Consider the following 12,647-nt stretch of genomic DNA (forward strand, 5'->3'; position numbering starts at 1 on the left):
AGGGCACTAAAGTATCGCAATGAGCGACGACAAGGCGATCTGGCCAGCAATCGATCCGATTTCGGCTGGCCTGCACGGCCGCTGCCCGCGCTGCGGCGAGGGCCGGCTGTTTTCCGGCTTCCTCACCGTCGGCGAACGCTGCGCCAATTGCGGCCTCGACTATTCCTACGCCGATGCCGGCGACGGTCCGGCGGTGTTCGTCATCCTGATCATCGGCTTCATCGTCGTCGGGCTGGCGCTGTGGATGGAGGTGACGCTCAGCCCGCCGCTCTGGCTGCATTTCCTGCTGTGGATACCGCTGACGCTGGTGCTTTGCCTGGGCGCGCTCAGGCTGATCAAGGGTGTGCTCCTGACGCTGCAATACCGCAACAAGGCGGCAGAGGGCAGGCTGGACCTCGGCGAATGAGCACGACATCCGCTTCGATTGCAGGCCGTTCGCGGCCGAAGACGGCATTGCTGCTTGGGCTTGGCCTCGTGCTGTTCTTCATCCTGCTGGCGCTCGGCACCTGGCAGGTCCAGCGCCTGTACTGGAAAGAGGGTCTTCTCCAGACCATCGACCGGCGCGCGCACTCAGCGCCCGTGCCGTTGGCCGAGGTCGAAAAGCGGTTTGCCGCCAGCGGCGATGTGGATTACACGCCGGTGACGGCATCAGGCACCTTCCTGCATCAAGGCGAGCGACATTTCTTCGCGACCTGGGAAGGCCAGTCCGGTTTCGATGTCTTCACGCCATTGCATCTGGAGGACGGCCGCTTCGTCCTGATCAATCGCGGCTTCGTGCCGTACGATCTCAAGGACGCTGCCAAGCGCCCGCAAAGCCATGGTGCGGGCCAGGTAACGGTGACGGGGCTCGCCCGCAATCCGCTGCCGGCAAAGCCCTCGATGATGCTTCCCGACAATGATCCGCAGAAAAACATCTTCTACTGGAAGGATCGCGACGCCATGGCGGCCAGCGCCGGTCTGCCGGCCGGCGCGGGGCTGGTGCCATTCTTTATCGACGCGGACGCCACGCCGAACCCGGGTGGGCTGCCGGTCGGCGGCGTGACAATCATCGACCTGCCGAACAGCCATTTGCAATATGCCGTAACCTGGTACGGCCTTGCCGCTGCCCTTGCCGGCGTCCTCATCTTTAGGCTTCGCCGCCCGGCGAAAGAAGAATGATCGGCCCTTGACAGGGCAGGGGTGCGCACCTCATTTCGCGCCTTGAGTTCAAGACTTGAGTTCACGCTACGACCAACCGGCCGGGAATCATGCTTCACACGACCACAAAGCCACCGCTGACGATAAGGCTCTGCCAGCCGCGCGGCTTCTGCGCCGGCGTCGACCGCGCCATCCAGATCGTCGTGCTGGCGCTGAAGAAATATGGCGCGCCGGTCTATGTTCGCCACGAGATCGTCCATAATCGCTACGTCGTCGAGGGGCTGCAAAGCCTCGGTGCGGTGTTCATCGAGGAGCTCTCCGAGATACCGGCTGAGCATCGTCAGAGCCCGGTCGTCTTTTCGGCGCATGGCGTGCCGAAGTCGGTGCCGGCGGACGCCCAGGCGCGCAACCTCTTCTATCTCGACGCCACCTGCCCGCTGGTGTCGAAGGTCCACAAGCAGGCAATGCGCCATCAGCGGCTCGGCCGTCATGTGCTTCTGATCGGCCATGCCGGCCACCCGGAAGTGATCGGCACGATGGGGCAGTTGCCGGACGGCGCCGTCACCTTGATCGAGACCGAAGCCGACGCCGCGAATTTGGTGCCCGCCGACCCGCAGGCGCTCGGGTTCGTCACCCAGACGACGCTGTCGGTCGAGGACACCGCCGGCATCATTCGGGTGCTTAAGGATCGTTTTCCCGATTTGCATGCGGCGGCAGCGGAATCGATCTGCTACGCCACCACCAATCGCCAGGAAGCGGTCAAGGAGACCGCCGCGGGTGCCGATCTCTTCCTGATCGTCGGCGCTCCCAACTCCTCAAATTCGCGGCGTCTCGTCGAAGTGGCCGAACGCGCCGGCGCCTCGATGTCGCTTCTGGTGCAGCGCGCCTCCGAGATTCCATGGACCGAGATCGCCGGCATCTCGACGCTCGGTCTGTCGGCAGGTGCATCGGCGCCGGAAATCATCGTCGACGAGATCATCGATGCGTTCCGGCAGCGCTTCGACGTGACCATCGAGCTGGCGGTGACGGCGACGGAAACCGAGGATTTTCCGGTGATGCGGGTGCTGCGCGACGTCGAGCTGACGGCGGCCGACATGGCTTTCGTCAACGGGGCCGCGTAAGGTTCATGGCGGTCTACACCGACGTCAACGAAGGCGAGCTCGGCGCGTTCCTGAAGGCCTATCCAGTCGGCGATCTCCTGTCCTACAAGGGCATAGCCGAAGGCACCGAGAACTCGAACTTCCTGCTGCACACGACCAGCGGCTCCTACATACTGACGCTCTACGAAAAGCGCGTCGACAAGGCCGACCTGCCGTTCTTCCTCGGCCTCATGAGCCATCTTGCCAGGAAGGGCATTTCCTGCCCCCTTCCGGTGACCGCGCATGATGGCGACGTCATCGGAACGCTTGCCGGCCGGCCGGCGGTCATCATCACCTTCCTCGAAGGCGTTTCGCTGCGGCGGCCGACATCAGCGCATTGCGGCGAGGTCGGCAAGGCGCTCGCGGCGCTGCATCTGGCCGGCGCCGACTTTCCGATTACCCGTCCGAATGCCCTTGCCATCGATGGCTGGCGCAAGCTGTGGAGCGCCTCTCGCCCTCGCGCCGACGAGGTCGAGCCGGGACTGGCGGCCGAGGTCGATGCCGACTTCGCCGATTTCGAGAGGAACTGGCCGAACGGCTTGCCGGAAGGCATCATCCATGCCGATCTTTTCCCCGACAACGTCTTCTTCCTCGGCGAGAAACTGTCGGGGCTGATCGACTTCTATTTCGCCTGCAACGATCTCTACGCCTATGATGCCGCTACCTGCCTCAATGCCTGGTGCTTCGAGAAGGATTTTTCCTTCAACCTGACCAAGGGCACGGCGCTGCTTGCCGGCTACCAAAGCGTGCGGCCCTTGAGCGGCGAAGAGAAAGCTGCGCTGCCGATGCTGGCGCGCGGCTCGGCATTGCGCTTCATGCTGACCCGGCTCTACGACTGGCTGACCATTGCCAACGGCGGGCTGGTCGTGAAACGCGACCCGACCGAATATATCAGGCGCATGCGTTTCCACCGAGCGATCAAATCTCCTTCCGAATACGGACTGACATGACCAAGCGCGTTGAAATCTTCACCGATGGTGCCTGTTCGGGCAATCCGGGGCCTGGCGGCTGGGGGGCTGTCCTGCGCTTCAACGGCGTCACGAAGGAACTGTCGGGCGGCGAGGCTGCTACCACCAACAACCGCATGGAACTTTTGGCCGCCATCTCGGCGCTCAATGCGCTGAAAGAACCCTGTGCGGTCGATCTTTATACCGACAGCAACTATGTCAAGGACGGCATTTTCAGCTGGATCGACGGCTGGAAGCGCAACGGCTGGAAGACCGCTGCCAGGCAACCGGTGAAGAATGCCGAACTGTGGCAGGCGCTCGACGAGGCGCGCAACCGTCATCAGGTGATCTGGCACTGGGTCAAGGGCCATGCCGGCCATCCGGAGAACGAGCGTGCCGACGAACTGGCGCGGCTCGGCATGGCGCCGTTCAAGAACAAGACGGCCAGGCCCGCGCCCGTTTCGGCTGGGGAAAACACCCAAGCCAAGCAGCCGGCAGCCAGGAAACTGCGCCGCTCGACCCAAAGCTACTGACCAGTCTGGTCCGCCATATTCAACGGATCAGCAGCGCCGTGCCGAAAAGTCCGAGCGCGAACACAGTATGCGACACGAGGTTGAGGGCGCGGATCTGCATCGGGTTGGGGCGCTTTGACGCGGCCCAGCCGGCGCCCATGCCGGGCGCCAGCAGGAACCAGCCGGCGCCTACGGTCACGATGCCGAGGATGAAGGCCGGCAGGAAGGTCGGCGCGGCCAGCCACGCCGCTCCCGCCAAAACGGCCAGAACGATGCCGTAGGCGATGCCGACAAAGTAGTGGAAGGCCCAGCCCAGCGCCGATTCATGCGCATAGGGTGCTGCCTCGCCGATATCGTCATGGAAGACCTTGCCGTCCCTCAGGTGCCAGACCCAGCGACCAACCAGTCCCCAGTTCGGCCGTGGCTGAGCAAACACCGTGTTCAGGAAAATCGCCCAGAGGTCCATGAGCGCCGTGGCGCCGATGCCGATCGCCACAGCGCGCCAGAAGTGGTCAAACATCATTGAGGTCCCCTAAAAGCAGGCAATTCCCGAACAGCGTTCTTTGCACGCTCAATTGGACGCGCGGCTGCCGAAACGAGCGCGATCGTCAGGCCAAAGGACCGCGGCAACCTCGGCCTATGCTGTCGCCAAAACGGAAAGCTGTCCGAGAATGTGAGCAGCACCGGATTCATCAACGCCAGGCTTTGTCTCGACATTGAGCGCGGCGACCTTGCCGTCGTCGACGATCATCGAAAACCGCTTCGAGCGCAGCCCCATGCCACCGCCGGAAAGGTCGGCGTCGAGACCAATCGACTTGACGAAATCGCCATTGCCGTCGGCAAGATAGAGGATCTTGCCTTCACCGCCGCTGAAGCGGGCCCAGGCGCCCATTACGTGAACATCGTTGACGGCGACGACGGCGATGGTGTCGACGCCGCGCGCCAGGATGGCGTCGTAATTGTCCAGAAAGCCGGGCAGATGGTTGTTGGAGCAGGTCGGCGTGAAAGCGCCGGGAACAGCGAACAGCACCACCTTCTTTCCCGAGAAAATCTCGGCCGTCGTGATCGCTTTTGCGCTGTCGGCAGTCATCGTCTTGAAGGTCGCTTGGGGCAGCTTGTCGCCAACGGCAATCATCATCGTGGTCCTCGTTTTGACAAATGGAAGGGAGTGTCCTTGCGATAGCGAATTCAGCCGTTTCCCGCAACTGTCGGGGTGGCCGGAGCAAGGGATGTTCGATCTGAACATCCTTTGCTGGGGATCAAGGGAACGGCAGCAGGCCTTCGACGGCGCCGGCCGCAGTTGTCAGCGTGTAGTAAAGCCCGCCATCCGTCGGCGTCGTCGTCGGTCTGTCGAGGATCGGCACGGTAAACACCAGCTTGCCGTCCTTTTCGCTGCGGGCCGGCACGCCGAACATGTAGTCCCGCTCGCCGGCGACGAAGAAATCCGCTGCGTTGGGATTGCCCGGAAAGCTCGCCTCGACAATCAGTGTCTCGCGGTCGCCCGGCAGGATCTTGACGCCGAAATCGGGTCTTGCGGGAGCAGGCAGCGTTGCAAGCGCCGCCTTCACCAAAGCGGCGTCTTCGACATTGTCCGGATCGGAGCCCGGAACGATGGTCAGCTTTGTTTGCACCGGGATGCAGATCGTCTCACAAATTCCGAGAAAGATATCGGCAACGATGACGGCCGGCTCGTTCGGCGCCGACAGCGTGAACGTTACCGGCAGCGAAACCGGATGGTCGTAGCCGGCCCATTTGCCGGAGCCGTCGTCGTGGCGCTGGGGTGGTGGAAACGAAAACGTCGCGTTGGCAATGTTGGTGCTGGCCGAGATATCGATTTGCGGCGGCACGCCCGCGTCGCCCGGATCGCGCCAATAGGTTTTCCAGCCAGGGTTGAGCGAAATATCGAGGACGCCATGGATGCGTCCGGCTGTGTCGGGCTTGCCGCTGGTCACAAGGCGTACTTTGCCGCCTTCGCTTTCGTACCAGATTGACGAGGATGCTGCGGCGGGAAGACCGGTTCCACATCCGACAGCGGCGCTGAGCAGCAGGACTTTCAAGCTTTGCATGGCGGTGATTTGAGCGTCCGTTCATGGCTGCGCAATGACTTCATGGCGTCGCTGCTATCATATTTGCGTGACCTCGGGCACAGCTTTGTGTGACCTCGGGCACAGGCTTGCGTGCCTTGGATGCACATCTGCGACCAAATCGCGCGCGGCGCATCTTTTCGGCGCTCCAGAAACGCGTTACGCTCCCCTAATGGACTTGTTGCGCCACAAGAAGATGGCTGCGGGACGCGGCTTTCTCGACGACCAGTTCCTGATTGCCATGCCTGGCATGAAGGACGATCGCTTCACGCGCTCCGTCATCTATATTTGCGCGCACAGCGACGAAGGCGCGATGGGCCTGGTCATCAACCAGACACAGCAGATGCTGTTTCCGGATCTGCTCGTGCAGCTCGGCATCATGAACGAACAGGAGGCGATCCGCTTGCCCGCGCAGGCCCGCGACTTCGTCGTCCGCAACGGCGGACCGGTGGACCGCAGCCGCGGCTTCGTCCTGCATTCGGGCGACTACCGCGTGGAATCGTCGCTGGCCGTCTCTGACGACATTTGCCTGACCGCGACCGTCGACATATTGCGCGCCATTTCGTCGGGCCGCGGGCCTCGGCACGCGCTGATGGCACTCGGCTATTCGGGCTGGGGCGCCGGTCAGCTGGAAAGCGAAATCGCCGAGAACGGTTGGCTGACCTGCCCGGCAAATGCGGAGCTTCTGTTCGATACCGACATCGAGCGCAAATACGACCGGATACTCGCTTCGATCGGTATCGACCTCGCGCATCTCAGCCTGGCCGCCGGTCACGCCTAGAGGTGAAAACCCGATACCTGGCTGGTTACCGCCGCATTGCCATCGCCAGCCGTTTGCCCAGATCGTAGACGAGATTCTCGAAACCCGCCGTCCAGGACAGGTCAGCCTGTTTCACGCGCGTTTCGACATCGCTGTATTTGCCGATGCGGGCTTCCAGGAAGGAGCGCAGGCGCCGGTGAAACTGGCCGACGGTGAGCTGTTTTCCCTCGGCCTTGAAGATCGCAATATTGAAGCGTGCCGCCTTGGGGAAGATTGTGCTGGCCGTGGCATTGGGCTTCTCATCGGCATTCGACAGGAGCGCTGCTGCCCCGTTGGTGCCAAGGAAATGGGGGAGGTAGAGATCCCTTTCATCCATGGCCTTCTCAAGACGAGCTTCGATGCGTTGCTTGGCCGCGAGAAGGTTCTTGGCCGCAAGTGCCGCCGACAGATAGGGATCGCGCCTGAATTCAAGGATGCGCTGTTCTTCGGCCTTGTCCTCGACGAAATGGTATTCGCGTTTGCCCTCGGGGCGGGTCCGTATCAGTTCCGCTTCGTCGCCCAGGCCGAATTCTGCACCGTGCTTCTTCACCGCCTCGAGCCATGTCTGGTCGAGGAATTGCATAAGACCAAGCGCCGACCCTTTAGACGGGCGATTGTTGATGTCGAAGGATGATTCCTTCTCGGCGATCGCAAAAAGCGTGTCGGCAGGAAATTGGGTGTCCTTGGCTGCACGAAGGATTTCGCTGGCAATGTGCTGCGACACCTTGTACTCGCCGAACTCGTGCATCGACATGCCGAGGACGATCTGTTCCGCGCCTTGGGAAAGGATGGAGACGGTGCCCTTCAATGCCTGGGCCAGCGTGCGTTCTCCCTCGCGTCCAGAGGTCGATATGGTGTCTGGATCGATGATGTCGAACTCGGGCGCGGCCGAGGGGAAACTCAGAGCCGAGAACGGAACAGCAGTGGCAACCGCGGCTTCGGTCACGCCGTTGACCAGGACTCCCGAATAGACCGGCCATGGCATGGCTGCCACTGTCGCCGCCAGGCCAAGCCCCGCGATCCTTTTCGACAAAGGCCGGCCAACCGAAAGGATTACGGCTCCGCAAGCAAAGAATTCAAATGTTCTTTGGAGTGACGCCAGGTCCCCCTCCGTTCCTTGTCTAGCCGCCCAGATACTTTGGGGCAGGTCTATTTCCAACGTTGAGCCGTCAACGTCGAAAAAGACAAGAAGAACGGTCAGTGCTTCATTTAACTAGTCATGGATAATGGCGGCACAATGGCCACAGTGCGGCAAAATAATTCGAAATGTAAAACAAGCTGGTTTTAATCGAGGGCTGCGTGGCCGATGCGTTGCTTGTGAAGCCTCTCGATCGCGAGCAGAAATTTCCCTGAGGTGGTCTGCCCTCGACCGCAGCGGGGCAATCCTTTCGGTTCTCGAACGGCAGATTGTGAATGAGCAGCCATTCTCGTCACAATACTCGATCGAACCAGATCTCCGTTGGTGAGAGATCATTTAGCCTTTGGCTGTCGCCAGATTGGTGCTGAGCTCGAAGGCCAGTCCCGACCCGATGGTGTATGGTTGCAGCACGGGCGCACTCTCGCTCACGATCGCCTCCACGACGCGCTTGCGTTCCTGATCACCCAATTCCTTGGCTAAGGAACTCATCCCGACCAGCGCCATCGTATTCAAATGCAGGAAAGGCACGCCTTCCCCGAAATGGATGGTGAGCGAAACAATCCTCGATCGGACCTCGTGGAAGCCGGCGTCTCGCAGCAGCGCCTCAAGTGGAGCCGCTTCCCCGAAGCTGTACCGTTGATCGGCGATGGCGCCCAGATGGCGCTCCGCGACGCGGCGCAGTTCGCGAAAGAACGGGATTTCGTCGTCCGGGCGCCACGTGGCGATCGCCAGCCTGCCGCCCTTCGTCAGCGCGCGACGCATCTGCGCCGCCGCCGCGGGTTTGTCAGGAAAGAACTGTAGTCCTTGCTGGCAGACGACCACGTCGAACGTCTCACCACTACGCAGAGGCAACTCGCCGGCATTGCCCTGGCGCCAGTCGATGGCTAGTTCTACAGCCCGCGCCACGGCAAGCATGTCCGCGCTGACGTCGATACCGACGACAAATCCGGCTCCACCGAGCCGCTCTCTTGCAACGCGCGCCACTATTCCCGTTCCACAAGCGATATCGAGTACGCGATCGCCCGAAGACAATTCCAACTCGTCAAGAGCCATCTCGGCCCATGGACGGAAGAGAGGGCCGACGAGCCACCGCTCGTACATCTCCGGGAAACTTACCTGGTTCATTGCGTAGCTGGGCAAGGTCATGATCGTCCTCCCTCAAATTTCCATCCGACCATTGTGACCCTTCACCCGCGCTAGATCCAACGGGACAACTACCCATCGCACGTGAACAATCTATGCGGCTTTCGGGCAGTCAGGCTCGCATAGGTGAAGCGGCCGGAGAATGAGAGTCCGCGCCTGGCGTTTCGAGGATCCGCAAGGCGCGATCAGGCTCGGCAACGTGGCCCTGACTTCAGGCGTTGCTTTCAGCCGTTTTCAACCGTCTGTAGCGAGCAGGGCGCATGACTATGGCAGATCTACTTCACCGGCACCAGCAGGTGCCCGCAAGGCGCGTCGGGCCACATTTGGCGCCATAGAATGACGTTTTGCATCGACGAGAAGCGAAAACCTTCAGCGGGCTTTGGACCAGCAGCCAGAGCGCTCCGTCGGGATGGCAACACTCTTCGCATCACGCGGCTTCGCCGCGTGCAAGGGCCGCCGCCTGCTCCAGGCTCACGCCCTTGACCAGGGGGTCAGCGTGCCGATGCACCAAGCGCCATTCCGCCTCTTCGCGGCGATAGACCAAGGTAACCCGCAGCGGCCAATCCTGGGCTGGCAGACCGCCGACCTCGACGTGCGGGCGTTCAATGATCGCGAGGACCACCATGTCGGCGGAACCATAGGCTTGAAGAAGTTCGTGCTCGAAGGTCCCGTTCTTGAAAAAGCGGCCCATCGCCTCGATCCGCTCCGCAGTCAGTTCAGAAGCCCGCGTGGGCTTTCCGCCGAATGGAGACATCAGCAGGAAGTCCCCGGTATGTGGGATCACCTCGTAGTACTTCGTTATCTCCCCGCGCATCAGCGCCGAATTTGCTTCCGCAGAACGCTCGACGAGATCGGCAACCGTCTGGTCCATGGCAGGCTCCGCAAGAGCCTGTGCCGAGGCGTTTGTTAATCTTGCAGTTTCTGACAATGCCACGCCAGCGCTTGCTGCGGCGAGAAGGAAACGTCGTGATACTGGCATGCGGGTGCTCCTGCATCTGTTTCCGATGCGAAGCGCGCCTTGCGCTGCTCCGCTTGCTCAGGAGATCGCACTTCGATGATGCTGAATCCAGTGATATGATTTCATCGACATGCTGAACAGGATTGATCTCAACCTCCTCGTTCTGTTTGAGATCGTGCACGACGAGTGCCACGTGGGCCGAGCGGCCGAAAGGTTGAATCTGACGCATCTCAAATCAGCATAGCTCAAGCCTCAGCGCTAAACGCCTAGCCTGGCCAATCGAACGTCTGGGCAGCTCGGACCATTGCCGCCGTCGCCGGGCTATAGGGCCGGCCCGGAACGCTAGCCAGGGACACCGTGCGTGCCACCGCGGGTTCGATCAGCGGACGCTGCAAAAGTTCAGGCGACGTCACCGAATATTCAGGCATGAAGGCGAAGCCGATCCGCGCCAGCACCATTGATTGGATCCAATCCTCGCGCTCGGAACGAAAGCGGGCATAAAGGCTGACGTTTCTTTCCCGGCACGCACCCATCACCAGATCCCGCATTTCGCAGGACAGACGATCGACATAGGGTTCTTGAGAGAGATCGACCAACTTGATTGCATTGAGGCTCGCAAGCCGGTGATCCGGCGCGAACACGACGACGTAACGCTCACTGTAGAGATCATGGACGCGGAACGCCGCTCCCAATCCCTCCAGCGGATTGAGAACGGCAAGATCGAGATCGCCTTGCTCAAGCCTGTTCTTCAGTTCCTGGACGCTCGCCTCGCTAACTTCAAGCTCGACGCCATGATAGTCGCGCTGGAACTTTGCGAGGAACCGGGCGAGTTTCACATGGCCGATGGTCGACATGACGCCGAGGCGGATCGGCACCTGGTTGAGCAGCCTGAAATTGTCGGCAAGCGTTCTGGTTGCGTGGGCCTCCTGCATGATCTGCTGAAGATGCGGCAGAATGGAGCGTCCGAACTCACTCAGGAGGACGCGCTTTCCTTCGCGGTGGAACAAGGGCGCGCCAAGCTCATCCTCGAGCGTCTTGACCGCTTTGGTGAGCGCCGGCTGAGACACGTTGCAATCGGTGGCGGCCTTGGTGAAGTTCAGCATCTTCGCGGCGGCAAGCACGTAGCGGACCTGAAACATCTCCATGGCGAGCCCTCCCGAGGCGGTTCCACGAAACGGCATTGTAATCCTTTCATCGATAACTGTCGGCTATCGATCGATAGAAAAAATGTCGTTCTCTTTCGCCCGCCGCTGCATTCAACTCCTGTGGTCACTGTTCACAGGAGGAGATCTGGAAATGACCGTCTACATGGTGGAACGCGATCTCAAGGGCATCAGCATGGAAGCGCTGGGAGATGCGCAGAAGGCGGCGATCAGCAAAGCCGCCGAGATGACCTCCAAAGGCACCGACATCAGCTACCTGCGCTCGACCTTCGCACCGCAGGACGGGCGCTGCATGTGCCTGTTCGACGCTGCCTCCGATATCGACGTGAAGCGTCTAAACGACGAGACGGGGCTGCCCTATCACAGAATCGTGCCGGCGCTCGATCTTACCCCATAGGGCCGGCGCGACCGGGCTCGTGATGGCTATCCGGGCCCGGTGTTCTTGCGGAGTTATGCAGCGCGCCAGTTTGAATCTTTGGAACGACGGAAGGGCCAAGTCGTTCGTGCTGCATCCGCCAGCCACACGCGTTGCCAGGAGAGTCGGAGCATGTTTGGCAATTCGGGCACCCTTCCTCTGCCTCGCCCGCTTGAGCGTCGTGTAGACACCCTTGCGCAGTCGTTCATGCGTCAGCGGCTCGGATCTCAGATGGACTTCTCGACCCCGCAGGGCGAGCCGGCGCTGTTGCCGCCCAGCTCGGTGTCGTGGCGTATTTTCAAGAACCCGGTTGCGCTGTTCATCGGCGGGGTTACGGCGGTGCTGCTCGAATTGGCAGAGCCGCGGGTTCGCGACGCCATTTGGCAGCACAGCACATTCCGCTCCGACGCGCTCCGACGATTACGGCGCACGGGCCTCGCCGCCTTGGTCACGGTCTACGGTCCCCGGACCAAGGCCAAGGCCATGATTGAAGGTGTGGTCAGGAGGCATGGGCGCGTTTCAGGCCGAACCAGCGAAGGTGAGCCATACCACGCCACCGACCCGGAGTTGCTGGACTGGGTGCAAGCGACGGCCGGGTTTGGTTTCATGGAGGCCTATCACATCTATGTGCATCGACTGCATTTTTTCGAACGGGATGCGATGTTCGCCGAGGCTCGCCCCGTCGCGCTTCTCTATGGTGCGGTTGACGCGCCCACGTCGCAGGCCGAGCTTTACGCGCTGTTCGACGCGATGAGGCAAAGACTCGTCGCATCGCCGATCGTCCTGGAATTCCTGCAGATCATGGAAGACGTTCCCGTCTTGCCGGGAGTGGCTCAACCGCTTCAGCGGCCATTTCTGAAGGCGGCTGTCGAGATCCTGCCCCGCTGGGTCCGCAAGCGGTTGGCACTCGGCGACCACTGGACGTTGAAGCCGTGGGAGCGTGCTTTTGTGAAGACGACGGCTGCAATCTGCGAGAGCATGGTGCTCCCTTCATCTCCGGCCGTCCAGTCGTGCCGTCGCCTCGGTCTTCCCGAGAACTATCTCTACCGCCGACAGAAGGCACCCAGACACGAGCAGTACGGTCGCGATCATTCGGGTCATCAATTTGATGTCCGCATAAGGGAAAGCGACGGGTTGAAAGTGCGGCAATGGCCGCCCTAAGAGAAGCCTGGGCGCGTATCTCGTGTTGGGGAATGTCCAGCGAAGGGCCCG

At 61.4% G+C, this 12,647-nt stretch carries 15 protein-coding genes and 1 pseudogene; 9 read left to right on the forward strand and 7 right to left on the reverse strand.

Translation table 11 applies throughout. From position 1 onward, the window contains the following. Positions 1–19: 19 nt before the first annotated feature. The 5 genes from M727_RS0108720 to rnhA all read left to right on the forward strand — a co-directional run bounded on the left by M727_RS0108720 (position 20) and on the right by rnhA (position 3,756). Positions 20–406: a DUF983 domain-containing protein gene (locus M727_RS0108720; RefSeq protein WP_023799320.1), complete on the forward strand. Its 387-nt coding sequence runs from the start codon at positions 20–22 to the stop codon at positions 404–406. Then, positions 403–1,158, forward strand: coding sequence for an SURF1 family protein (locus M727_RS0108725; RefSeq protein ID WP_027152362.1), 756 nt, complete (start codon positions 403–405; stop codon positions 1,156–1,158). The genes M727_RS0108720 and M727_RS0108725 overlap by 4 nt, the downstream gene beginning before the upstream one ends. Before the next feature lie 89 nt (positions 1,159–1,247). Next, positions 1,248–2,258 carry a 4-hydroxy-3-methylbut-2-enyl diphosphate reductase gene (gene ispH, locus M727_RS0108730; protein ID WP_027152363.1) on the forward strand — a complete coding sequence of 337 codons (1,011 nt, stop codon included), beginning with the start codon at positions 1,248–1,250 and terminating at the stop codon, positions 2,256–2,258. Positions 2,259–2,263: 5 nt separating this feature from the next. After that, complete coding sequence (locus M727_RS0108735) at positions 2,264–3,226, forward strand: homoserine kinase (protein WP_027152364.1); 963 nt, start codon at positions 2,264–2,266, stop codon at positions 3,224–3,226. Next, on the forward strand, positions 3,223–3,756 hold the full coding sequence (rnhA, locus tag M727_RS0108740) for a ribonuclease HI (RefSeq protein WP_027152365.1): 534 nt from the start codon (positions 3,223–3,225) through the stop codon (positions 3,754–3,756). Before M727_RS0108735 ends, rnhA begins: the two co-directional genes overlap by 4 nt. 19 nt (positions 3,757–3,775) lie before the next feature. Here the strand turns inward: rnhA and M727_RS0108745 are convergent, their stop codons facing one another. The 3 genes from M727_RS0108745 to M727_RS0108755 form a co-directional block, all read right to left on the reverse strand. Continuing rightward, positions 3,776–4,255 (reverse strand): DUF2938 domain-containing protein, encoded by a 480-nt coding sequence (locus tag M727_RS0108745; RefSeq protein WP_027152366.1) that lies wholly within the window; start codon positions 4,253–4,255, stop codon positions 3,776–3,778. Positions 4,256–4,372: 117 nt separating this feature from the next. Then, positions 4,373–4,873, reverse strand: coding sequence for a peroxiredoxin (locus tag M727_RS0108750; protein WP_027152367.1), 501 nt, complete (start codon positions 4,871–4,873; stop codon positions 4,373–4,375). 121 nt (positions 4,874–4,994) lie between these two features. Then, a complete protein-coding gene (locus M727_RS0108755) occupies positions 4,995–5,801 on the reverse strand; it encodes a protein-disulfide reductase DsbD domain-containing protein (RefSeq protein WP_027152368.1) in 807 nt (268 codons plus the stop codon). Positions 5,802–5,991: 190 nt separating this feature from the next. Between M727_RS0108755 and M727_RS0108760 the strand changes: the two genes are divergently transcribed. Further along, a complete protein-coding gene (locus M727_RS0108760) occupies positions 5,992–6,600 on the forward strand; it encodes a YqgE/AlgH family protein (protein ID WP_023799312.1) in 609 nt (202 codons plus the stop codon). A 25-nt stretch (positions 6,601–6,625) separates the two neighbouring features. Here the strand turns inward: M727_RS0108760 and M727_RS36075 are convergent, their stop codons facing one another. The 3 genes from M727_RS36075 to M727_RS0108775 all read right to left on the reverse strand — a co-directional run bounded on the left by M727_RS36075 (position 6,626) and on the right by M727_RS0108775 (position 9,770). Further along, positions 6,626–7,651 carry a transglycosylase SLT domain-containing protein gene (locus M727_RS36075; protein WP_036261841.1) on the reverse strand — a complete coding sequence of 342 codons (1,026 nt, stop codon included), beginning with the start codon at positions 7,649–7,651 and terminating at the stop codon, positions 6,626–6,628. A gap of 441 nt (positions 7,652–8,092) precedes the next feature. After that, positions 8,093–8,902: a methyltransferase domain-containing protein gene (locus M727_RS0108770; protein WP_027152369.1), complete on the reverse strand. Its 810-nt coding sequence runs from the start codon at positions 8,900–8,902 to the stop codon at positions 8,093–8,095. A 424-nt stretch (positions 8,903–9,326) separates the two neighbouring features. After that, positions 9,327–9,770, reverse strand: coding sequence for a nuclear transport factor 2 family protein (locus M727_RS0108775; protein ID WP_027152370.1), 444 nt, complete (start codon positions 9,768–9,770; stop codon positions 9,327–9,329). 217 nt (positions 9,771–9,987) lie between these two features. Between M727_RS0108775 and M727_RS42970 the strand changes: the two are divergent. Then, positions 9,988–10,080: pseudogene (locus M727_RS42970) on the forward strand (LysR family transcriptional regulator); the annotation flags it as partial. Between the two features lie 43 nt (positions 10,081–10,123). Here M727_RS42970 and M727_RS36080 read toward each other — a convergent pair. Further along, the gene (locus tag M727_RS36080; protein WP_023799308.1) at positions 10,124–11,002 is read right to left on the reverse strand and encodes a LysR family transcriptional regulator; all 879 of its coding nucleotides are present in this window, start codon (positions 11,000–11,002) and stop codon (positions 10,124–10,126) included. A gap of 151 nt (positions 11,003–11,153) precedes the next feature. Between M727_RS36080 and M727_RS0108790 the strand changes: the two genes are divergently transcribed. Then, positions 11,154–11,417 carry a DUF4242 domain-containing protein gene (locus M727_RS0108790; RefSeq protein ID WP_027152371.1) on the forward strand — a complete coding sequence of 88 codons (264 nt, stop codon included), beginning with the start codon at positions 11,154–11,156 and terminating at the stop codon, positions 11,415–11,417. Between the two features lie 150 nt (positions 11,418–11,567). Beyond that, positions 11,568–12,596, forward strand: coding sequence for an oxygenase MpaB family protein (locus tag M727_RS36085; protein WP_084646674.1), 1,029 nt, complete (start codon positions 11,568–11,570; stop codon positions 12,594–12,596). Positions 12,597–12,647 lie beyond the last annotated feature (51 nt).

Source organism: Mesorhizobium sp. WSM2561 (assembly GCF_000513915.1).
Taxonomy (GTDB): Bacteria; Pseudomonadota; Alphaproteobacteria; order Rhizobiales; family Rhizobiaceae; genus Mesorhizobium; species Mesorhizobium muleiense.